Raw genomic sequence first — 24436 nt, forward strand, 5'->3', positions numbered from 1 at the left:
TTGCAAACTGTCATTATCAGAAATAGATAGTTGTCTGCATATACATCGCCGGGCACTGACCTGCCCCCGTATTTACCGTGAAAGGGGTACACAATGAGTAGCATTTTCAATCACTATCAATCGCGTTATGAAGCTTTGCAGGAAGAAGAATACTCGCTGCAAGAATATTTGGAACTGTGCAAACGCGACCGCATGGCTTACGCCACCGCCGCTGAACGACTGTTGTACGCTATCGGTGAAGCGGAATTGGTCGATACGTCTCGCGATCCGCGCATGAGCCGGATGTTTTCCAACAAAGTTATCCGTCGTTATCCGGCTTTTTCTGAATTTTATGGCATGGAGGAATGCATTGAACAAATCGTGTCCTTTTTCCGTCACGCCGCGCAAGGTTTGGAAGAAAGCAAGCAGGTGTTGTATCTACTGGGCCCCGTGGGTGGCGGTAAATCGTCCCTCGCTGAACGTCTCAAAGCATTGATTGAAAAAGCCCCGATTTATTGCATCAAAAACTCGCCGATTAACGAATCGCCACTGGGTTTGTTCAATGTAGAAGAAGACGGTGCGATTTTGGAAGAAGACTTCGGGATTCCGACCCGTTACCTGAAAACCGTGATGTCGCCTTGGGCAGTCAAGCGCTTGCACGAATACGGTGGTGATATTACCAAGTTCCGGGTGGTGAAGCGTTATCCTTCGCGCCTCAACCAAATTGCGGTGTCCAAAACCGAACCGGGCGATGAAAATAACCAAGACATTTCGGCACTGGTGGGCAAAGTTGATATTCGCAAACTGGAAGATTTCCCGCAAAACGATACCGATGCGTACAGCTATTCCGGCGGTTTGTGCTTGTCGAACCAAGGCTTGATGGAATTCGTGGAGATGTTCAAAGCGCCGATTAAAGTGCTACATCCGCTATTGACCGCGACCCAAGAAGGCAATTTCAACGGCACGGAAAGTATCGGTGCGATTCCCTTCAGTGGGGTGATTCTGGCGCATTCCAACGAATCTGAATGGCAGACCTTTAAAAATAACCGCAACAATGAGGCATTCATTGACCGCGTGTCGATTGTGAAAGTGCCGTATTGCTTGCGCGTTACCGAAGAAATTAAAATTTACGAAAAGTTATTATTTAATAGCTCTTTAGCGGCGTCGCCATGCGCCCCGGATACTTTGAAGATGTTGGCGCAATTTATTGTGCTGTCACGCCTGAAAGAACCGGAAAATTCTAGTCTTTATTCCAAAATGCGCATTTATGACGGTGAAAACCTGAAGGATATTGATCCGAAAGCCAAGACCATTCAGGAATATCAGGATGCTGCCGGTGTGGATGAAGGCATGAATGGGCTGTCGACGCGCTTTGCCTTCAAGATTCTGTCCAAAGTTTTCAACTACGATGCGACCGAAGTGGCGGCTGACCCGGTGCATTTAATGTATGTGTTGGAACGTCAGATTGAGAAAGAGCAGTACCAACGCGAATTGCAAGACCGTTATGTGCGCTTTATCAAAGAGTATCTTGCGCCGCGCTATGTGGATTTCATCGGCAAGGAAATTCAGACAGCGTATCTTGAGTCGTACTCAGAGTACGGTCAGAACTTGTTTGATCGCTACGTGACGTATGCCGATTTCTGGATTCAGGATCAGGAATTCCGTGACCCTGAAACCGGCGAGTTTTTGGATCGTGCGGCGCTCAATGCCGATTTGGAAAAAATTGAGAAACCGGCGGGTATCAGCAATCCGAAAGATTTCCGTAATGAAATCGTCAACTTTGTGTTGCGGGCGCGTGCCAATAGCAATAACGGACGTAATCCGGCGTGGACAAGCTACGAAAAGTTACGCCGCGTGATTGAGATGAAAATGTTCTCCAGCACGGAAGATTTGCTGCCGGTGATTTCGTATGGCGCAAAATCGTCAGCGGATGAACAGCGTAAACATGACAATTTCGTGGAGCGCATGATGAAACGTGGCTACACCGAGAAACAAGTGCGCTTGTTGGCTGAGTGGTATTTACGGGTACGTAAATCGCAGTAAACGGTGAGACCCAAAGGAGTGCCGTATGGCCTATATTGTTGATCGTCGGTTAAACAGCAAGAACAAAAGTCTGGTGAATCGGGAGCGCTTTTTAAAGCGTTACCAGAAGCAGATTCGCCGCGCTGTGTCGGATGCGGTGAGCCGTCGCAACATCACGGATATGGAACAAGGGGAGAGTATTACGATCCCCAAGCGTGATATTTCTGAGCCGGTGTTTCGGCACGGGCAGGGCGGCAAGCGCAGCATTGTGCATACCGGCAATAAGGAGTTTGTGGAAGGCGACCGTATCCAGCGTCCACCCGGTGGTGCTGGCGGCGGCAGCGGTTCAGGGCAAGCGTCCGCTGACGGCGAGGGCATGGAAGACTTTGTATTCCAGATTTCGCAGGAAGAATTTCTCGAATACTTGTTTGAAGACCTCGCCTTGCCCAATATGGTGAAACGTCAGTTGTTGAGCAGCGATTCGTTTGATTATCACCGCGCTGGGGTTAGTGAAGTCGGCAATCCGGCGCAAATTAACGTGGTGCGTTCGATGCGCAGTGCTCATGCGCGGCGCATCGCACTGCGAGGCAAAGAGCGGCGGCGGCGGCGTGAAATTTTGGCTGAGCTGGCATTATTGGAGCAGGCCAATACTTCTGCTGAAACTACCACGCAACAGTCGTTATTGCAGGCTGAATTAGCACGCTTGAATGTGAAGATTCACGCAATTCCTTGGTTAGATGATTTTGACCTGAAATACAACCTTCGAGTTAAGATACCCAGACCATCGCCTAAGGCCGTGATGTTTTGTGTGATGGACGTATCGGGTTCGATGACACAGGATATTAAGGACACGGCAAAACGTTTCTTTTTCTTGCTGTATTTATTCTTGAAAAAGAATTACGAAAAGATCGAAGTGGTGTTTATTCGTCACCATACGCAAGCGCAGGAAGTGGATGAAAACACTTTTTTCTACGCCCGCGAAACCGGCGGCACAGTGGTGTCCAGCGCCTTGAATATGATGGGCGAGATCATTGAAGAACGTTATGCACCCAGCCAATGGAATATCTACGTTGCGCAAGCGTCTGACGGGGATAACTGGCACGAAGATAATCAACGCTGTCACGATGCCTTGATCAAGGATATTTTGCCATTCGTGCAGTATTACACCTATATCGAAATTGGCGACCGTGATCCGCAAGGCTTGTGGTATTTGTACGAGCACTTGCAGCGTGATTTTATGGATCGGTTTGCGATCCAACGGGTGCGCAATAACGCTGAAATTTACCCAGTATTCCGTGAGTTGTTCCGCAAACACGCGGGTGAGGAGGTTGATTGATGACTGACCGCTATATTTCCACCAGTTCAGAATGGACATTCGCGACCATCGAAGCCTATGAGCGTGAAATTGCTCGCATTGCCCGCGATAAATTCAAACTGGATACGTACCCGAATCAGATTGAAATGATCCGCTCGGATCAGATGATGGATGCGTATGCGTCTATCGGGATGCCGGTTTTCTACAACCATTGGTCGTATGGCAAGCATTTTGTCAATGTGGAGCAAAACTACAGCCGGGGGCGCATGGGCTTGGCGTATGAAATCGTCATTAATTCCAACCCGTGTATTGCGTATTTAATGGAAGAAAATACCATGACGATGCAGGCGCTGGTAATTGCGCACGCTTGTTATGGGCATAATTCTTTTTTCAAAGGCAATTATTTGTTCCGCACTTGGACGGATGCGGAAGCGATCATCGACTACCTGATGTTCGCGAAAAAATACATCAGTGAGTGCGAAGAGCGCCACGGTGTGGAGCAGGTCGAGACATTGTTGGATTCTTGCCATGCACTGATGAATTACGGGGTAGACCGTTACAAACGTCCCGCGCCGATTTCCGCAGCAGAAGAGCAAAACCGCCAAAAAGAACGTGAGTTGTATATTCAGCAGCACCTCAATGATTTGTGGCGCACCTTGCCGCATCGCGGGCGGGAACGCGATGAAGAGAAAGTAGTCAGGAATTTCCCACAAGACCCGCAAGAAAATCTACTGTATTTCATTGAGAAAAATTCGCCATCGCTGGAAATTTGGCAACGTGAAATTATCCGTATCGTGCGCAAAGTGGCGCAATATTTCTACCCACAACGCCAAACGCAAGTGATGAATGAGGGGTGGGCGACCTTTTGGCATTACACCATTCTGAATGAAATGTATGACGAAGGGCTGGTAAACGACGGTTTCATGATGGAATTTTTGACGTCACACACCAATGTAGTGATGCAACCCGGTTTTGATAGCCAGTATTACAGTGGGATTAATCCTTACGCGCTGGGTTTTGCGATGATGAGCGATATTCGACGCATTTGTGAACACCCGACGGACGAAGATAGGCAGTGGTTCCCTGATATTGCAGGCAGTGATTGGCTCAGCACTTTGGATAATGTGATGCGCAATTACCGTGATGAAAGCTTTATCTTACAATTTTTATCGCCGAAAGTGATTCGGGATTTTCACTTGTTTGCATTGGAGGATGACGACCGCAAAAATACCATTGATGTGGCAGCGATTCATAACGATGAAGGTTATCGGCGGGTGCGAGAAATGTTATCCCTGCAATATAACCTGAGTCAGCAAGAGCCGGATATTCAAATTTACAAAGTGAATGTACGCGGCGACCGTTCGCTGACTTTGCAGCACGTGTTGAACGACCGTCGCCCCTTGAATAATGACGTGAACGAAATGTTACGCCATGTGCATCAGTTGTGGGGTTATGATGTCAATTTGCACTCAGTAGAACCCGATGGACGTACCGTGCGCAGTTTTCACTTGGTCGGCGAACACCATTAAACCTAAATTTTTTCGTTGTCGCTGGCTTCGCGTGCCATGTTCACCAACTCAATCAGTGACGTGGCGTGCATTTTATCCATCATGTGGCTGCGGTGAAATTCAACCGTTTTAATGCTAACGCCCAGTTTGGTGGCAATTTCTTTGTTGGAATTGTTGTCTATCACTAATTCCATGACTTCGCGTTCACGTTCGGTCAGGTTAGCAATACGCGCTTGGATCATGGTCAAACGAATGCGGGATTGTTGATTTTCAACATCCAACGTCAAAGCTTCGTGTACATAATCCAGCAATACCTGATCTTCAAACGGCTTTTCCAAGAAATACATGGCTCCGGCTTGCATGGCGCGTACTGCCATCGGAATGTCGCCATGACCGGTAATAAATAAAATGGGCAGCGCGTATTTTTGTTTGGTCAAAAATTGCTGTAGTTGCAAGCCACTCATGCCAGGCATCCGCACATCTAAAATTAGACAACCGATCATGTGCATGGTATAAAACTTGAGAAAATCTTCGGCTGAACCGAATGTCGCCACTTTTAAACGCATTGACTCCAATAACCAGCGTAGGGAATCACGCACAGCGGGGTCATCATCAACGATAAATACGGTAGGTTCATAATTCATTTACGGTTAGTTCCTGTTAGCGGTAAAGTGAAACTAAAAGTAGCGCCTTTAGTGGTATTGTTAAAAGCTTCAAGCTTACCACCGTGAGCTTCAATGATGGAACTGCTGATGGGTAATCCCATGCCCATGCCACTTTTTTTACTGGTATAAAAAGGTCGAAAAATTTTACTAGCAAAGTCTTCGGGTAGGCCAGTGCCTTCGTCGATCACCGAAACTCGCACCGCTTGAGTACCAACAGGTTCGCTAACAATGTGCAGTCTACCCATGGATTCTGGAGAATATTCTTCCATTGCGTCCAGTGCGTTCAAAATCATATTCACCAATACTTGCTCTATTTGGATTTTATTCACATTCACCCAGTGTAAATTGGGGTAGAGCACTTTGCTTAATCTAACTTGTTTAAACTGCTCTGTGGTATCCAAAAGGTGCAAGGTTTCTTCGATGATTTGGTTAATGTCGTGCTCCTGCCATTCGACATCCTGATCTTTGCGGGTAAAATCCTTGGCATAGCGTAAGATTTCGCCAGCGCGTCGTACTTGTGTGCTAACCAACTGGATAACATCGGCAATGTCTTTCATGCTGCATTCGTCGCTTTTCATGCGTAATTCACAGCCACGAATGTAATTCGCAATCGCTGACAAGGGTTGGTTAAGCTCATGCGCAATACCCGACGCCATTTCGCCTAAGGTGTTCAAACGCATAATGTGTGCAAGTTCCTGTTGACGGTCAGCCAGCAATTGCTGGGCAATCATACGGTCGGTATGGTCAACAATTATCGACATAATCCGCAGTTCATCGTTATCCAGATGAATCAAGACAGGGCGTATTTCCAGCCAACGAATATTGCCTTTGAAGGTGTTTACTTTCACTTCACGCGCATGAAATTCGCCCGTTTGACTGATTTGGGTGATGCAAGCATCCACATCCGCTTGGTATTCAGGGAAAACGAAATCCTTAAGCGAATGTCCAATCAACTGTTCTGGATTTTTAGCCTCCATAATCAGTGGTCCCGCCGGGTTCACCTCTTGAATGGTACCATCCAATGCACAAATGTTAATCCAATTGGGTTGGCTCTGGAAAATAGTATCCAGCTTAGCGCGTTCGATTTCCAAGCGAGCTTCAGCCCATTTGCGTTCTTCAATTTCGTGCATTAACAGTTCATTGGTGTTTTTTAATTGCAAATTAGCCGCTTCGAGTTCACTGCTTTTGACGCTAACTTCTTGGTTGACTGTGCGCAGTTCTTCATTGGTGGATTGCAGTTCCTCATTAGAGGTCTGCAACTCTTCACTGGAGGTATAAAGTTCTTCGTTAGTGGATTGGGCTTCTTCGTAGGTGGATTGCAGCTCTTCGTTGGACGTTTCTAGCTCTTCAATCGTGGTCTGCAAACTTTCACGAACTTCACGCAATTCCTCTTCCAATTCTTTGATTCGTAGCGCATCACTGACACTGATCGCCTCTTGCTCTGGCGTGACAGGGTAATCGTTAGCGGGCAGCACTTCAAAAATAACCACGCTAACTTCGGTTTCAGTGAGTTTGCCCGCAGGAAAGTGGCGGGTACGCATTACCACACGCACAGGCTCACCGTTGAGTGTGAAATTAATGCGGCGGCTGCTGATGGTTTCGTCGGTACGCCGTGCTTTGTAAATCAAACCCCGTAAATCTTGACGTAATTCAGTGCGAATTAAATCCAATACTCCCAATGCGGCACGCCCTTCCGCAAAACCCAAATAAGGGTCAACATTGCCGCGCACGTACACGATTTCTTGGCGGTCATCGAGCATGATACAAGCCGGTTGGTAAATATTGACTAACAGCTTGTCGATGGAGTCTTGCAGTTTAGCGCGGGGTTTATCACGCAGATTATTGCTGTATTGTTGGTTGCGTTGTTCGCGCAGTGAACGATTTTGCAATAAATAGGGTAAGTGACCCTTTACGTCACTGCGACGGCGATAAATGCGTGATTTACGGTCTACGGTTACAAATAAGCGATCACTGCCGCCAATGGTTTCAGATTTGCCGAGAAACATAATGCCATCAGGCTCTAAACCGTAATGAAAAGACTCCAATACATTGCGTTGCAAGGTCTGATTGAAGTAAATCAACACATTGCGGCAGGATACTAAATTCAAATGTGAGAAGGGCGGGTCGCGTACCAAATCATGCCGCGCAAACAATACCATATTGCGAATGGTTTGCGTCAATTGGTATTCACCGTCTTTTTGAATGAAATATTTGTCGAGAATACGTTGATCAATCCCGGCTACCGAAGCTTTGGAATAACGCGCCTGCCGTGCAATGGTTAAGACGCCATCGTATAAATCTGTGCCAAAAATTTGTATTTTGTAGCGTGCAATGCGATTGCCGAGGTACTCGGACAGCATAATAGCAATCGAATAAGCTTCTTCACCCGTGGCACAACCGGCTACCCATACGCGGATTTCATGCCCACCTTCAGGTACCACGTCTTCAATCACGCGCCGCAGTGCTTGATAAGCATCCGTATCGCGGAAAAAGCTGGTCACTGAAATGAGAATATCATTGTGCAGTTCGTATAATTCTTCGGGCTTTTGTTTCAGGTAAGCAGCGTATTCGCTCAACTGTTTGCATTTGTGCACCGTCATGCGGCGTTCAATGCGGCGTAGCAAGGTATTGCGTTTGTAATCGCGAAAATCCGTACCCGTTTGATCGAGCAGCATTCTCAGGATTTCCTGAATCTCATCTTCACTCGGTTCAGGTTTGCTGGTAAATAAAAACGAAATATCCGGTTGTGCCAGCATATCGTGAATTTGCTGGGCAATATCTTCAGGAGGCAAGGCAAGGTCAACGTGACCCGTGCCAATAGCAGAATGCGGCATACTGTCGAAACGCGCGGTGGATTCGAGCTGCGCAATGGTAATCCCGCCTTCTGCCTTGATCGCACGAATGCCGTGTGTGCCGTCGGTACCTGTTCCAGACAATATAATGCCAACCGAATGCCTGCCATGATTTTCTGCTAACGACGCAAACAGCCGGTCGACAGAAGGTTTGGGGCCAATACCCGTGGCTTTTTCCAAATGAAAACGTCCACTGGCATAAAAAGCATCCATTCCAGGCGGAATAATATAGAACATCCCGGTTTGAATGGACTGGTTGTGTTGTAATTCGGCAATTGGCAGTTTGGTCTCGCGTGCCAGAATGGGCACCATCATGCTGCTGTGCTTGGGGTCTAAATGTTGCGCTAAAATATAGACAACGCGGTCATCAATTGGAAGATTGGGAACTAAGGCCCTTAATGCTTCTAGGCCGCCTGCGGATGCGCCAATGCCAACGATGATGGTGCGATTGTCATCTTCTTTTTTGTTGACGTTTTCGCTGTCAATATCGTTGAGCATAACTTTATCCCTGTTGTAACAAACTTATAGTAGCAGATAATTTTACTGTACCGAAAATCCCAAAAAATTGGGGAGTCAGATGACTCTGACTCCCCAGATTGGTTTTATTATGGTTTCGTTCGGTCTATTTCAGAGGCACTTGCTTTCGCTCCTAGCTTAGCGTCACACGCGGTTGTTGTTGCAAGTGTTGGCGCGGATTGTAATTAGTATTTGCTAATAAACCAATGCGCAGCACCGTGGGGAAATAGCGGGTTTCTCAAGGGTTTTTACTAGGTTGAGGCGTACTTTCTTGACTTAAGTCAATCGGTTGCCGGTAGCATTGCCGTGGCAGCCTGATTGGTGGCAGCGTTGCCTGAATTCGCGGTGCTATCACCGGCGTTTGATGTGTCAGTATTTTGGCTGACTTCTGGAGTGGTTTGAGTCGCATCGCTTGGCGGCGTATCAGTGGATTCTTTGGTTTGATTGCTGGATTTATCCGTTTTATTGAACATCTCTGGCTTGCACAAGCTGTCGATATTTTTTTGGACTTCTTGTGTTTTGCTTGCTTTCTCTGCGGCGGTTAGGAAGCGTTCGCCTTTGGCATCTTTCCACTTGATGATAGCGTTTGCTGTCATTTTTTGCAGGGCGTCGGTTTGTTGGGCACAGAATTCCCGGTGTTTCTGATCGCTTTTCTCACCTTCTTGACGCGCTTCAGCCAATTCGTCTTTAGGGGCTTCTTCTGGGGCAGTGGGAATGGTGTTACCTAATTTACCAGTCGATAGGCGAATTTCATCTTCAATGTTTTCACCTTTGGCCTCAGGTGGCGGTGGCGTTTGGGTATAATGTGTTTCACCGTTTTTATCGGTCCATTTGTACATTTCAGCGGCTGCATCAGTCACTACCAGCGCGGCTGTCATTAGTATAACTGGCATAAAGATTGCTTTTTTCATGAATCACCTTGTGTTGTTAGTGTTTGATCACATATTAGTATTTTCTAATATTCTCTGTTAGGATGCGTCAATTTCTCATTTTGCTTAAGGTAATTATGCCATGAAAATGTTAGTAAAGTGCTTACTGATCATCGGATTGTGTGGATTGTCAGCCTGCGGAAAAGCTGAACACGCTGCCGATTCAGACGCTGTAAAAACGACTTCATCCTCGGTGCTTAAAACCGCGACAGTCAGTGCTGTCGGCACGCCTGAATTGCACTATCTCGATGGTCACGTTGAGGCCGTCAATGAGAGCACTATCTCCGCGCAAACCAGCGGCGTTATCGAAAAATTGTTCTATGACGTAGACGATTATGTTGAACCGGGCAAGGTAATTGCGCGGATCAAATCCAAAAATCAGCAAGCAGGTGTCGAACAGGCACAAGCTTCATTGGATGAGGCGCAAGCACGCTACACCGAAGCGCAAGCAGATTTCAAGCGCATCAGTGAAATTTATGCAAAACGCCTCGTTCCCAAAGCCGATTTGGACGGTGCTCAAGCGGGATTGAAAGCAGCGGAAGCACGTTTATCCGCCTCGAAAGCACAAGTGACGCAAGCCGGTGAGCAGTTGGGTTACACCTCATTGATTGCACCTTACGGCGGCATTGTGACCAAACGTCACGTGCAATTAGGTGAAGCAGTCAACCCGGGCACGCCAGTGATGACGGGTATTTCATTGGATAAAATGCGCGTAGTGGTTGAAGTGCCGCAACGGTTGATCGCTAAAGTGCGCCAAGAAAAGAAGGCCTTTGTGTTTCAAGACGGTTCTAACAAATCGTTAGCGGTTGATTCACTTACGTTTTTTCCGTATGCCGATCCTAAAACCAATGCTTTCAAGGTCAGAATTGATCTGAAAGCGGGTGTACAAGATTTGTTTCCTGGCATGTTCGTCAAGGTGGCGTTTGTCATGGGGCAACAGCAAGGCGTGGTGAGTATTCCTGAAAGCGCGGTGGTGGTGCGCAGTGAAGTGATTGGCGTCTACGTGTTGAACGCTGAGGGCAAGCCTTCCTTGCGGCAGATTCGCTTGGGCAAGAAATTGGACGACAATACCATCAGCGTCTTGGCAGGTTTAGCCGCTGGGGAAACCATTGCGCTGGATCCGGTGCACGCGGCAATTTCGCTTAAACAACAAACAGCGGAGGCAAAGCACGATGAATGAGCCAAAGTTGGGCATATCCGGGGCGATTGCTAAAAAGTTCCTGATTACTGAAATCACGCCGTTATTAGCGTTGGTGGGGCTGCTGTTGGGACTATTTGCGGTAATGGTGACGCCACGAGAGGAAGACCCGCAAATTAATGTGACCTTTGCGAATGTGTTTATCCCGTTTCCGGGAGCCAGTGCTGAACAAGTGGAAAGCTTGGTGAGCACACCTGCGGAACAGGTTATGTCCGAGATTGAGGGCTTGGAACACATTTATTCCACGTCCATGCCGGGGATATCGGTACTGACAGTGCAGTACAAGGTGGGGCAGGATCGTACCGATGCCTTGGTGCGTTTGTACAATAAAGTTGCGTCTAACCAAGACTGGTTGCCCCAAAATTTGGGGGTGGGTACACCATTGATTAAACCCAAGGGCATTGATGACGTACCGATTGTGGCGCTGACCTTGTGGACAGAAGATGACAAGCGCGGTGCGTATGAGTTAAATCAGGTGGCACATGCGATTGAATCCGAGCTGAAACGCGTTCCCGGTTCGCGTGATATTTATACCATCGGCGGCCCGCAGCAAGTGGTGCATGTGCTCTTGGATGCGGAGAAGCTTGCCGGGCATGGAATCTCACTCGCCGATTTGCGTAGTGCATTGCAGGCGAGCAATTCGGCACGGGATGCGGTCTCCTTGGTAAATAATAATGAAGAGATTCAGGTGCAAGCCGGTACTTTCCTCATGGATGCCGATGAAGTGGGCGAGCTGATGGTCGGGGTGTTTGATGGCAAACCTGTATTCCTCAGCGATGTGGCGGAAGTGAAGCGTACTTCGGATTCACCGGAAGCGTATGTGAGCTTTGGCACGGGTGCGGCGGCGGCACACAAAGGCTTGCCCACTGGCATTCACACACCGGCGGTAACGATTGCGGTAGCCAAACAGCCGGGTACGAACGCCGTGGATGTTGCCAATAATGTCATTGACCGTTTTGAGAAGTTGCGCGGTACGTTTGTACCAGAGGGCGTGAATGTGTCAGTGACGCGCAATTACGGTGAAACTGCGCAAGCCAAATCTGAGAAGCTGATTCACAAGCTGATCATTGAAACGATTGCGGTCGCGTTGCTGATTTGGTTTGCTTTAGGGTGGCGCGAGGCTTTAATTGTTGGTGCAGCGGTAGTGATTACGTTAGCAGTCACCTTGTTTGCTTCGTGGGCGTATGGGTTTACGCTGAACCGGGTGTCATTGTTTGCGTTGATTTTCTCTATCGGAATTCTGGTGGATGATGCGATTGTGGTGGTGGAAAATATTCACCGGCACATGCAGCAGGGCGGTAAAAAACTGTTGGAAGTCATTCCGTTGGCTGTTGATGAGGTTGGCGGCCCGACTATTTTAGCGACGTTTACGGTGATCGCGGCATTGCTGCCAATGGCGTTTGTATCGGGATTAATGGGGCCTTACATGTCACCGATTCCGATTAACGCCAGCATGGGGATGTTGGTTTCTTTGGCAGTGGCTTACGTGGTAACGCCGTGGATGACGGGTAAAATGTTGGAGAAGGTCGATTTCAGCCATCATCAGCACGGTAACAATAAGCTGCACGGATTTTTCAGCCGGATTATGTCGCCGTTTTTGGATGACAAAAAGGGCGGGAAGCGGCGGGTCACGTTGTTTGCGGTAATTACTTTGCTGATCGTATTATCGGCTTCGCTGGCGGTATTCAAGCTGGTTGTGCTGAAAATGCTGCCTTTCGACAATAAATCTGAATTTCAAGTGATTCTGGATATGCCGGAAGGCACGTCATTGGAGCAAACTTCGTGGGTACTCAATGAGATGTCGGAATATCTGGGCAAAGTGGATGAAGTGACCGATTACCAGATTTACGCGGGGACGGCTGCACCGATCAACTTTAATGGCTTGGTGCGTCAATATTATCTGCGCGAGGGGGCTAATGTTGGCGATATTCAGGTAAACCTGACCGATTCGCACGGACGCGAACGCCAAAGCCATCAGATTGCTTTGGGGGTGCGCCCGCCGTTGCAAGAAATTGCCAAGAAATACAATGCGAACGTGAAAGTCGTGGAAGTACCGCCAGGGCCACCCGTGATGTCACCGATTGTGGCGGAAGTTTACGGTTTGGATTATCCGGGGCAAATTGCGGTTGCCAAGCAAGTTCGAGGAGTATTTGAGCAAACGCCGGATATTGTCGATATTGATGACAGCGTGGAAGCAGCGCAAAAGCGTTTGGTGGTGCAAGTGGATCGGCGCAAGGCGGCTTTGCTGGGGGTATCACAAGATGCCATTGCTTCTGCTATCAATACGGTGCTGAGCGGCGAAGACGTGGTGTTCTTGCATGGCAAAGGCATCAAATACGCGGTACCAATTCGTGTGGAATTCCCGGTAGCGCTTAAAGACAAAATGGACTCGGTACTTGCGTTGCGGGTGCGTAGCCAATCCAGCGAGCTGGTGCCGATGTCCGAATTGGTGAGCGTGCAAGAAACCACCCGTGAACACTCCATTTATCACAAAGATTTGCTGCCGGTTGTTTTCGTAACAGGCGACATGGCGGGCACTACCGATAGCCCGCTGTATGGCATGTTTGAAATTTTTAGCGGTATTAAGGAGTTGTCGGTTTACGATAATCCCATTAATCAATTCTTTACTGCGCAACCCGACGACCCGTATTTGTATGGGATGAAATGGGACGGCGAGTGGCAGGTGACTTATGAAACCTTCCGGGATATGGGAATTGCTTACGCATTTGGGATGATTCTGATTTTCTTATTAATTGTGGCGCAATTCCGCTCATACATGGTGCCATTGGTCATTATGTCGCCCATTCCTCTGACCATTATTGGGGTGATGCCGGGTCATGCGCTATTAGGGGTGCAATTTACCGCGACTTCGATGATCGGCATGATTGCCTTGGCGGGGATTATTGTACGTAACTCCATCTTGTTGGTAGATTTTATTAATGAACAAGTACGCGGCGGCATGGATTTAAAGGCGGCGGTAATCAACTCCAGCGCGGTGCGTGCGAAGCCGATTGCTTTAACCGCACTGGCGGCAATGGTCGGGGCATTCTTTATTATTGATGACCCTATCTTCGGCGGTTTGGCGGTATCGCTGATCTTTGGGATATTGGTATCGACTGTGCTAACGCTGGTACTGATTCCGCTGATGTATTTTATGTATGCACGGAATCGCCTTGCTACGATTAGAGCTGGGGCGGTCTAAAACCCCGCTCATGTGTTTAATCTGACGTAATCCCCGTACTGTTTAAACGGTACGGGGATCATGCTCAATGCGTTGCTTGCAAGTAAACCGTTAATCCCAGATCATTTTCGGCAACATGACTCATGAAATGTTGCATGGCCTTGAAACGGTTCAAACAGTCAGTCAATGCCTGATCGTTACCATCCCATATTTGCGGATAAATATCGTCATCCAACATTTGGTTAGCATCAAAATGTTGGGCTAATGAATCCGGTGTTTTATTAAGCAATGCTTGCGCGATATGCTTAACTTCACACGATTCAAACGCACGCGCCGGGCCGTAACCTAAATCGACATCACCGACATAGCTGCCGCCATCAATCAGAAATGCATCAGGAAATTCACCGCTCCACACTTGTCCACACATTAAGTAATGAATCCCGTGCCAATACTCACCCAGTGTTTCCCGCAGTTGAATAATTTCGGGTTCGAGTGCGTAGCGTGATGCAGGAAATGGTTGTTGCGCTTGAATGGCCTTGAGTTGTTCTGCAAACGCGACAGTCCAGATGAGCTTAGGATTAGCCATCAGACGGCTGATATTAAAATCAGAAATTGCAGCAAGATGTAAATGTACACCCATGATAATTAGACCCTTTTTGAGAAATGGCAATGCCAAAAAATTTTATAAACACAGCGAGTGTTTGTGCACATCATCACCCCCGCTGTATCAATCCAACCAGCTGAAGGGAGGTATGTGCATTCTATTGCTTACTTAGTGAGCGAATTATCGCAGCGGTCTGGGCGTTTTACTGTGATAATCATCACCAATCACATTTAATTCGCTTTGTTTTGCGGCTTTCCCCGACTTTGTTATGATGCAAGGCATTGATCACAACAACGAGTTTCGTATGCAAAGTATTCTTTCCCGTATCGCTACCGAATTGGCGGTTCAAGAACAGCAAGTGGCTAGTGCTGTCGCTTTATTGGACGAGGGTTCAACGGTTCCTTTCATTGCCCGCTACCGTAAGGAAAAAACCGGCGGGTTGGACGATACCCAACTGCGTTACCTCGAAACCCGTCTGGGCAGCTTACGTGAACTGGAAAAGCGTCGTGACACCGTGCTCAACTCCATCCGCGAACAAGGCAAGCTGAGTGCCGAGTTAGAGCAACAAGTATTGCAAGCACAAACCCGCACCGAACTCGAAGACATTTACCTGCCTTACAAACCCAAGCGCCGCACCAAAGCCATGATTGCCCGCGAAGCCGGTATCCAACCACTGGCAGACGCTTTGCTCAGTAACCCGCAACTTGACCCTGAAACCGAAGCCGCCAAGTACCTCAACCCTGAGATGGAGTTTGCTGACACCAAAGCGGTGCTGGATGGTGCACGGCAAATCCTCATGGAAGATTTCGCTGAAAACCCTGAATTGAGCGGTGTGTTGCGTGAATATTTGTGGGAGCAGGGCGGTTTCGAGTCCAGCGTGATTGCGGGCAAGGAAGAGGAAGGACAAAAGTTTGCGGATTATTTTGCGTATAGCGAAGCATTAAACAAAATTCCTTCGCATCGTGCCTTGGCATTATTCCGTGGGCGCAATGAAGGCATTCTGGATTTAAAACTGGATGTCACGGTGGCAGAGGGCATGAATCACCCGTGTGAAGTTAAAATTGCGCAAGCCTTCAATATTGGTGATCAGGGCAGGGCAGCGGATCGGTGGTTACTGGAGACGGTGCGTTGGACATGGAAAGTAAAATTGCACAGCCGCTTAAGCACCGACTTGAATCAGCGTTTGCGTGAACAAGCGGAAGCAGAAGCCATTCGTGTGTTTGCCGCCAATTTGAAAGATTTGTTATTGGCAGCGCCTGCTGGGGCGCGTAATACGCTGGGGCTTGATCCCGGTTTGCGCACGGGTGTGAAAGTTGCTGTCGTTGATACCACCGGCAAGCTGTTGGATTTTGCCACCATCTATCCGCATGTGCCGAAAAAGCAATGGGATCAGTCGATTGCGATATTGGCTGATTTATGCGCTAAACACAGTGTTGAACTGATTAGCATTGGCAATGGCACGGCATCCCGCGAAACCGATCAATTGGCAGGCGATTTGATTAGCCGTCACCCCGAACTCAAATTGTCTAAAATCGTGGTTTCGGAGGCGGGTGCATCGGTGTATTCCGCTTCGGAATTGGCTGCCCGCGAGTTCCCCGGTTTGGATGTTTCTATCCGTGGTGCAGTATCCATTGCCCGCCGCTTGCAAGATCCGCTGGCAGAACTGGTGAAAATCGACCCTAAATCCATTGGTGTCGGTCAATACCAACACGATTTGAATCAACCAGAACTGGCGCGTTCACTGGATGCGGTCGTCGAAGACTGTGTAAACGCGGTCGGTGTCGATGTGAATACCGCATCTGCGGCATTATTGGCACGGGTTTCCGGTCTAAACAGCGGCATTGCCGACAATATTGTGGATTTTCGCAATGACAATGGCGCATTCCGCAATCGCAACCAATTGAAAAAAGTGTCACGGCTGGGTGCAAAAACCTTTGAACAAGCCGCCGGTTTCTTGCGTATCCGCGATGGGGATTACCCGCTGGATGCATCCGCCGTCCACCCGGAAGCCTATACATTGGTAGAACAGATTGCTGCCGTCCACCGTCAGCCTTTGCAGGAACTGGTCGGTAATAGCGAGTTTGTCAGCACCCTGAAACCAACCGATTACGTCACCGAACAATTCGGTGTCCCCACTATCCGCGATATTTTGACGGAACTGGAGAAGCCGGGTCGTGACCCGCGCCCCGAATTTGTGACTGCCACGTTCCGCGAAGGCGTGAATGAGTTGAAGGATTTACAACCGGGCATGATTCTCGAAGGCGTGGTCACTAATGTAGCGAATTTCGGGGCATTTGTGGATATTGGCGTACACCAAGACGGTTTGGTTCACATTTCTCAACTGACCGATAAATTCATCAAAGACCCGCGTGAAGTAGTGCGTACCGGTGATGTGGTGAAAGTGCGCGTGGAAGAAGTCGATGTGCAGCGCAAGCGCATTGGCTTAACCATGCGTTTGGAACCCACCCAGCCGAAAGCTGTCCAAAACCCCATGTCCAAGGCGGCAGCTAATCGCGAAGAACGCAGACCACAAGCGGTGCGTCCGCCGCAGGAGCGCAATCATGACCGTAATCACGGTAGTAATGACCGTAAATCGGACACCCGTCAGCCAAACGCGAAAAAGCCTATGAAAGAGCCAGCGCCTGCCGCAAACTCAGCAATGGGTGATGCCTTAGCCGCAGCCTTGGCGAAAATGCGTAAATAAATAATGAGGTGAGTGATGAACAAATGGTGGGGATTACTAATCAGCCTTTGGCTGTTATCCGGCTGTGCGCCGCAATACGAAACCCGCTACGAGTTCACGCCACCGACGAGTACCGGCGGTTTGAGTTGTCTCAACCGCTGCGAAACCCAAACGCGCACCTGCAACCTGCAATGCAATTTACAATACGGTCAATGCAGCGCTAAAGCGGAACAACAAGCTAAAGCCGAACTTCCCGCAAAGCTTAGCGAGTACGATACGCGCTTTGCTGCTTGGCAACGCGAGAGAGAACGTTATGAAACCGATTTGCGCTTTTACGAAATGGAATTGCGTCAGCGTGAATTGCAACACGATTTGCAGCGACTCACCTGTGACCGCGAGGGCAAAGAATCAGCGAATTGCTTGCACCATCATTCCCTGCTAAACGGAATGCCGTTACTCAGTGAGCCGCGTCGCCCTGAGAACATGCCTGAAAAGCCTACTTTAACCAGCGAAACCGCACGGATTCGTGACCTGATTTGCAGCAATGAATGCCAATGTGACACGCAATATCGCCAGTGCTATACCAGTTGTGGTGGGGCGGTGAAGCCTTATCAGTTTTGCGTGGAGAATTGCCCTAAATAATCCGCTATAATCCCGCGCTTACCCGTAAATAGGCTATGAGTAATATGCAGGAACAGTATCAACCGCAATCCTTGGAACCGGAAATTCAGCAATTCTGGGAACAACAACGTACCTTTGAAGTCACCGAAGACCCCAACAAGGAAAAGTATTACTGCCTCTCCATGTTTCCTTACCCCAGCGGCGTGCTGCACATGGGGCATGTTCGCAATTACACCATCGGAGATGTGATTGCACGTTTCCAGCGGATGCAGGGTAAAAACGTCTTGCAACCCATGGGTTGGGATGCGTTCGGCTTGCCTGCTGAAAATGCGGCAATCAAAAATAACACCGCGCCTGCCGCGTGGACGTACAAAAACATCAATTACATGCGCACTCAGCTCAAATCCATGGGCTTGGGCATTGATTGGTCACGCGAAATTGCTACGTGTACGCCTGAATATTACCGCTGGGAACAATGGTTTTTCACTCAATTGTATGAAAAAGGCTTGGTATATCGTAAAAAATCCACGGTAAATTGGGATCCGGTTGACCAAACCGTATTAGCCAATGAGCAAGTCATTGACGGGCGTGGCTGGCGCTCTGGTGCCCTGATTGAACAACGTGAAATTGACCAGTGGTTTCTGAAGATTACTGCTTATGCCGATGAATTATTAGAAGAAATCGGCAAGATGCCGGGCTGGCCGCAACAAGTACGCACCATGCAGGAGAACTGGATTGGACGTTCGGAAGGGGTAGAACTTGAATTCGGTTTAGCGAGTTCAGATGCTAAGTTAAGCGTGTTTACGACACGCCCAGATACGTTAATGGGTGTGACTTATGTGGCGGTCGCCGCACAACATCCTTTAGCCCTGAAAGCGGCAACCACTAACTCAGCATTAGCCACTTTCATCGAAGAATGCAAATTGGTCAAAGTTGCCGAAGCTGATATGGCGACAATGGAAAAAAAGGGCATGGCGACGGGAATCATGGCGCTGCATCCGGTGACGGGCGCAAGCGTGCCGGTCATGGTTGCCAATTTCGTGTTGATGTCTTATGGCTCGGGGGCAGTGATGGCGGTTCCGGCGCACGATCAGCGTGACTGGGAATTTGCCAAGGTTTACGATTTGCCTATCAAGCAAGTCATCGCGCCCACCGATGAACGTGACATTGATTTGAATAGCGCCGCATTTACCGAAAAAGGCGTGTTGGTTGATTCAGGTGAGTTTAGCGGGCTGACTTCTGCGGCGGCCTTTGAAGCCATTGCTGACTATTTGGTGAAGAAGGGGAAGGGGCGGCGACGGATTAATTTCCGTTTGCGTGACTGGGGCGTTTCACGGCAACGTTATTGGGGGTGCCCAATTCCCATTATTTATTGCGATGATTGCGGCGCTGTACCTGTTCCCGAAAAAGATTTGCCGGTAATTTTGCCGGAAGACGTGACCTTTGATGAAACCGGCGGCTCACCGATTAAACGGATGCCGGAATTTTACCAAACGACTTGTCCGTGCTGTGGCAAGCCCGCGACGCGCGAAACCGATACGTTTGATACGTTTTTTGAGTCTTCGTGGTATTACGCCCGTTACACTTGTTCAGATAATCATGACGCGATGCTGGATTCACGGGCTAATTATTGGTTGCCGGTTGACCAGTATATCGGTGGAATCGAGCACGCGATTTTGCATTTGTTGTATTCGCGCTTCTTCCATAAATTGATGCGCGACAATAAGTTAGTGGATTCGGATGAGCCATTTACTAATTTGCTGACCCAAGGCATGGTGTTGGCAGAAACGTTCTACCGCGAGAAAGAGAACGGTGGTCAGGATTGGTTTCAACCCACTGCCGTGAATGTCGAACGTGATGATAAAGCGCGTGTCGTGGGTGCAACGCTACTTGCGGATGGTTTACCCGTGCAATCCGGTGGCGTTACCAAAATGTCTAAATCCAAGAATAACGGCGTTGATCCACAGGAAATGATTGAGAAATACGGCGCGGATACGTTACGTTTGTTCTCCATGTTTGCTGCACCGCCAGATCAAAGCATGGAATGGTCAGATGCTGGCGTAGAAGGTGCGCAGCGCTTCCTCAGACGTTTGTGGAAACAGGTTTTTGATCACGTGGCTTCCGGCTCCGTCACCCCGCTGGATACCACTGCTTTGGATGATGTGCAACAAGCATTGCGCCGCAAAGTTCATCAGATGATACAGAAAGTGGGGGATGATATGGCACGTCGCCATACGTTCAACACCGCCGTTGCCGCGAACATGGAATTGCTGAACGAGATTTCGCGCTTTGGCGATGATAGCGCTACAGGTCGGGCAGTGCGTCACGAAGCCTTAGAAACCGTGGTGCTGATGCTGGCGCCGATTACCCCGCACATTTCTCATGCACTCTGGCAAGCATTGGGACATGATGACGCCGTAGTGAATACGCGCTGGCCTGCCGTGGATGAGAGTGCTTTGGTGCAAAACACGCTGGAGCTGATCGTGCAAGTGAATGGCAAAGTACGCGGTAAGATTCAGGTAAGCGCTAACACGGCTGAGGACGCCATTAAAGCCACGGCTTTAGCCAATGAGAATGTCCAGAAATTCCTCGAAGGTTTAAGCGTGCAAAAAGTGATTGTTGTGAAAGGTCGTTTGGTAAACATTGTGGCAAACTAATGAAAACGCTAATCTTAGCTCTCGGTTTACTATTATTGCTGTCAGCATGTGGGGGAGAACCGTTCCACCTGCGCGGCAGCAAGCCTTTGCCCGAACTCATGCGTCAGGGGATTTATTTGCAAGGGCTTGACCCGCAAAGTGATTTTGCCTTGGCATTGCGCGATGGTTTGGAGGATGCAGGCGCGGATATTAAACAAAACCCGCAAGATGCGGCTACCACATTAACGATCAGTAATGTGCGGGAAAACCGTTCGGTTTCGGGATATTCATCCACGCGGCAGGTGCGCGAGTTCAATCATTCCGTCACTGTCGATTTCATTGTTAAGACACCTGCTATGACTGAAAGTGTGGAACGTTCGGTAAGTGCCACTCGTGCCCAAGTGTATGATGGTAAATACGTATTAGGCACAGCAGAAGAGGAAACCGTTATCAAGGAAGAATTACGCCGTGAAGCGGTGCGCCTCATTCTGCTGCGACTTCAGGCACTTAAGTAAGGGCGTTTTGCTGCACGATTTTCGCCAATGCTGACGAATCAAGTTCCCCAAAACCTGCATCCACCAACGCCTGCATATAATCGGCAGCGCGTTGTGTTCCCGGTAAGTGTAAGCCAAACGTAGCCGCCGTGTCGGTCACGATATGCATATCTTTGTTGTGCAAGTGCGCTTTGAAACCGGGCTGGAAATTTTCATCCAAAATGCGTTGACCGTGCAGTTCCAACACCTTTGAATAGGCAAAACCACCCAGCAGCGCCGCGCGTACTTTAGCGGGATCAACGCCCGCCGCTTTTGCCATTTCAAATGCTTCCGTGACTGCAATGACTGTTTGTGCAGCAATCAACTGATTACAGGCTTTGGCTAATTGCCCAGCGCCGTGATCGCCGATGTGGGTGATGGTTTTGCCCATTGCAGCAAGAGCGGGGCGAGCATATTCCAAATCATCCGCATTGCCGCCCACCATAATGGTTAATGTGCCAGCGATTGCGCCAACATCACCGCCAGATACAGGTGCATCCAACATTCGGATGCCTTTCTCTAACAGTTTTGCGGCAATTTCACGGGTTGCGACTGGGGAAATGGTACTCATATCAACCACTAGCAAACCAAGTTTACCACCTGCAATAACGCCATTATCGCCTAATAATACTGCTTCGACGTCCGGTGTATCGGATACGATGGAAATTACGATGTCGACATTTGCAGCGAGTGCAGCGGGGGTGGCGTAATATTCCACGCCTTGATTCACGAGTTCTTGTGCCGCTTCAGGGCGACGCGCATAAACGGCGAGGGTGAAACCGGCTTTCATCAGGTTTCTACACATCGGTAGCCCCATAATGCCGGGGCCAATCCAGCCGATTTTAGGTTGAGTTATCATGGTCATTGAAACTCCTACAAGAGGTAAAATTCATGAGATGTTAGCACAACTGCGAATTCCAGCCGATTTTGATGGTAGAATCCCGCTTTGCTTTTAACCCCGGTCAACACAATGCAAGCAGACGCTTCAGCCCCTTTGCAATGGTTTTTTGCCTGTCCTCAATTTATCGAGCCACTGTTGGCAGATGAACTTACCCGTTATGGGGCAGAATCAGTCAAAATCGGTCACGCCGGTGTGCAAGCTACTGGGGATTTGCGTTTCGGCTACCGCGCAATGTTGTGGAGTCGACTGGCTTCGCGCGCTACCTTGCAACTGGCTCACGGTTTCGGCAAAGACCAAACAGAGTTACAAGCGCTGATCGATAGCATTGATTGGCAACAACACCTGCGCCCAGAGGGAACGCTAAAAGTGCGATTTTTTGGTTTAAATGACGATATTCGCAATACGCAATTTGGGGCGCAATGGGTTAAAGATCAAATTGGCGATCAATTTCGCAGTCAACACGGGGTGCGCCCTAGCGTCAGTAATACGCCTGATCTGGTTGTTGTGGTGAACTTACATAAAGGCAATGCCAGCATTGGTATCGAACTTAACCAACACAGTTTGCATCAACGTGGCTACCGCGATTTAGATACACACGCGCCCATGCGTGAAAATCTTGCTGCGGCAGTGTTGATGCGAGCTGGGTGGTTAGAAATGTTGGTCAGTGATGCTACGACAGTAGTATTGATTGATCCGCTGTGTGGTGCTGGCACGTTTCTGATCGAAGGCGCGTTGATGGCGCTGGATATTGCTCCCGGTTTATTGCGTGAACAAACGGTTGCAGAACGTTGGTTAGGTCATGATGCTGTGTTGTGGGATGGACTGTATGCCGAAGCTAAACAACGCCGTAGTGCTGGTTTTGCGAATGCTGAACGTTTTGAATTTTGGGGGAATGACAATAATCCGGCGGCTGTGATGGCTGCGCGAGCGGATTGGCGTTCTATCGACTTACCTGCGGCGCGTTGGACGCAATGTGACTTGAAGGCAATGCCAGAACCTACATTAGCGACAACAGGTTTAGTGATTAGCAGTCCACCGTTTACTACCGATAGCAACGTGGTTGCACTCCGCCCAATTTATGATGCGTTGGGGCAATGGATGGCTAGTTTGCCGGATACTTATCGCGGGGCATTGTTCGCGGAAAACGAGGCACCTGTTGCGCTAACCAATCTGTTTTACAGCAAAGAATACCGTTTCCTGAACAGTGAAACCGAATTCAAGCTCTATACTTTTGACAAGTTATTGCAGAAAGAACGCCCAACTGCTTGGATTGCTGAGGATTTGGCGAATCGGCTTGGCAAAAATTTACGTAAGCTAAAAGGTTTCATCAAGCAAGGGCATACCGATGCATACCGCGTCTATGATATGGATATTCCCGAATACGCCATTGCCGTTGACCGTTATGCAGACTGGTTGCATGTGCAGGAATATGCACCACCGAAAACCATTGATGAAAAAGCGGCAGAACAACGTTTGCAACAAGCGTTGCTAACCTTGCCTGAGGCGTTGGGTGTTGACCCCAAAAAGATTGTGCTGAAACAACGGCGGCAGCAAAAAGGTAAAAGTCAGTATCAAAAACAGGGTAGGGCAGAACAATCCCTCGTTGTCACTGAGCATGGCGCACGTTTTAAAGTAAATTTAACGGATTATTTGGATACTGGGCTATTCCTAGACCATCGCCCAATGCGCTATTGGTTGCAGCAGCATTCTAAGGGGAAGCGAGTGTTGAATCTGTTTTGCTATACCGGCACCGCAAGCGTTCATGCGGCAATAGGCGGGGCAAATCGTGTCGATAGCGTGGATATGTCAGCAACTTATTTGGAGTGGGCAAAAGATAATTTTGAACTGAATGGTTTGCAACATGATCCGTATCGCCGTTACCGCTTTATTCAAGCAAATGTGTTGGATTGGTTGTATGACTGTGATGAATATTACGATTTGATTTTTCTTGATCCACCCACGTTCAGCAATTCCAAACGGATGCAGGATACCTTTGATGTACAACGTGACCATATCGCGCTGATCAACGATGCCATGCGGGTACTGTCACCGGATGGCACACTGATTTTTTCCAACAATTTCCGTAAATTCAAGTTGGATGCTGAAGTGGAAGACCAATATGCGGTACAAGATTACCGCAAGCAGTCATTGCCACTGGATTTTGAACGTGATCCTAAAATTCATAGTTGTTGGTTAATTCGCCATAAGTAATGAGTAAGGTGCGCGTATTCATTACGTGCACTGGTATTATGCTGTAACTTATAAAAATTATATAACGTATTTACGTAAAAAT

General features: G+C 48.7%; 14 protein-coding genes and 1 pseudogene. 10 read left to right on the forward strand and 5 right to left on the reverse strand.

The window, feature by feature from the left end; genetic code table 11:
• Positions 1 to 93: 93 nt before the first annotated feature.
• Genes L3K52_11880 through L3K52_11890 form a run of 3 tightly spaced genes read left to right on the forward strand, consistent with a single transcriptional unit; the run spans position 94 to position 4845 of the window.
• A complete protein-coding gene (locus L3K52_11880) occupies positions 94 to 2022 on the forward strand; it encodes a PrkA family serine protein kinase (protein ID UOG90896.1) in 1929 nt (642 codons plus the stop codon).
• Between the two features lie 25 nt (positions 2023 to 2047).
• A complete protein-coding gene (locus tag L3K52_11885) occupies positions 2048 to 3337 on the forward strand; it encodes a YeaH/YhbH family protein (protein UOG90897.1) in 1290 nt (429 codons plus the stop codon).
• Positions 3337 to 4845: a SpoVR family protein gene (locus L3K52_11890; protein ID UOG90898.1), complete on the forward strand. Its 1509-nt coding sequence runs from the start codon at positions 3337 to 3339 to the stop codon at positions 4843 to 4845. Before L3K52_11885 ends, L3K52_11890 begins: the two co-directional genes overlap by 1 nt.
• A 2-nt stretch (positions 4846 to 4847) precedes the next feature.
• Here L3K52_11890 and L3K52_11895 read toward each other — a convergent pair whose 3' ends face one another.
• From L3K52_11895 to L3K52_11905, 3 genes are all read right to left on the reverse strand, one after another.
• Positions 4848 to 5468, reverse strand: a complete 621-nt coding sequence (locus tag L3K52_11895) for a response regulator (protein ID UOG90899.1) — start codon at positions 5466 to 5468, stop codon at positions 4848 to 4850.
• On the reverse strand, positions 5465 to 8839 hold the full coding sequence (locus tag L3K52_11900) for an ATP-binding protein (protein UOG90900.1): 3375 nt from the start codon (positions 8837 to 8839) through the stop codon (positions 5465 to 5467). Before L3K52_11900 ends, L3K52_11895 begins: the two co-directional genes overlap by 4 nt.
• A 299-nt stretch (positions 8840 to 9138) precedes the next feature.
• The gene (locus tag L3K52_11905; protein UOG90901.1) at positions 9139 to 9750 is read right to left on the reverse strand and encodes a DUF4124 domain-containing protein; all 612 of its coding nucleotides are present in this window, start codon (positions 9748 to 9750) and stop codon (positions 9139 to 9141) included.
• Positions 9751 to 9868: 118 nt separating this feature from the next.
• On the opposite strand from L3K52_11905, the gene L3K52_11910 reads away from it, so the two are divergent.
• Entirely contained in the window at positions 9869 to 10966 is a 1098-nt protein-coding gene (locus tag L3K52_11910) for an efflux RND transporter periplasmic adaptor subunit (protein UOG90902.1), read from the forward strand.
• Positions 10959 to 14186 carry an efflux RND transporter permease subunit gene (locus L3K52_11915; protein ID UOG90903.1) on the forward strand — a complete coding sequence of 1076 codons (3228 nt, stop codon included), beginning with the start codon at positions 10959 to 10961 and terminating at the stop codon, positions 14184 to 14186. Before L3K52_11910 ends, L3K52_11915 begins: the two co-directional genes overlap by 8 nt.
• A gap of 64 nt (positions 14187 to 14250) precedes the next feature.
• On the opposite strand, the gene L3K52_11920 is transcribed toward L3K52_11915, so the two are convergent.
• Complete coding sequence (locus tag L3K52_11920) at positions 14251 to 14751, reverse strand: YfbM family protein (GenBank protein UOG90904.1); 501 nt, start codon at positions 14749 to 14751, stop codon at positions 14251 to 14253.
• A gap of 286 nt (positions 14752 to 15037) precedes the next feature.
• Between L3K52_11920 and L3K52_11925 the strand changes: the two are divergent.
• The 4 genes and pseudogenes from L3K52_11925 (at position 15038) to lptE (ending at position 21224) form a co-directional block, all read left to right on the forward strand.
• Positions 15038 to 17227 (forward strand): annotated as a pseudogene (locus L3K52_11925) (RNA-binding transcriptional accessory protein).
• Between the two features lie 261 nt (positions 17228 to 17488).
• Positions 17489 to 18094 carry a hypothetical protein gene (locus tag L3K52_11930; protein ID UOG90905.1) on the forward strand — a complete coding sequence of 202 codons (606 nt, stop codon included), beginning with the start codon at positions 17489 to 17491 and terminating at the stop codon, positions 18092 to 18094.
• 44 nt (positions 18095 to 18138) lie between these two features.
• Positions 18139 to 20730: a leucine--tRNA ligase gene (leuS, locus tag L3K52_11935; protein ID UOG94003.1), complete on the forward strand. Its 2592-nt coding sequence runs from the start codon at positions 18139 to 18141 to the stop codon at positions 20728 to 20730.
• Positions 20730 to 21224, forward strand: a complete 495-nt coding sequence (gene lptE, locus L3K52_11940) for an LPS assembly lipoprotein LptE (GenBank protein UOG90906.1) — start codon at positions 20730 to 20732, stop codon at positions 21222 to 21224. The genes leuS and lptE overlap by 1 nt, the downstream gene beginning before the upstream one ends.
• Here lptE and L3K52_11945 read toward each other — a convergent pair.
• The gene (locus tag L3K52_11945; GenBank protein UOG90907.1) at positions 21217 to 22107 is read right to left on the reverse strand and encodes an NAD(P)-binding domain-containing protein; all 891 of its coding nucleotides are present in this window, start codon (positions 22105 to 22107) and stop codon (positions 21217 to 21219) included. The genes lptE and L3K52_11945 overlap by 8 nt on opposite strands.
• 105 nt (positions 22108 to 22212) lie before the next feature.
• Between L3K52_11945 and rlmKL the strand changes: the two genes are divergently transcribed.
• Entirely contained in the window at positions 22213 to 24354 is a 2142-nt protein-coding gene (gene rlmKL / locus L3K52_11950) for a bifunctional 23S rRNA (guanine(2069)-N(7))-methyltransferase RlmK/23S rRNA (guanine(2445)-N(2))-methyltransferase RlmL (GenBank protein ID UOG90908.1), read from the forward strand.
• Positions 24355 to 24436: the final 82 nt, after the last annotated feature.

It is taken from the genome of Candidatus Thiothrix sulfatifontis, assembly GCA_022828425.1.
In the GTDB taxonomy this organism is placed as follows: domain Bacteria; phylum Pseudomonadota; class Gammaproteobacteria; order Thiotrichales; family Thiotrichaceae; genus Thiothrix; species Thiothrix sulfatifontis.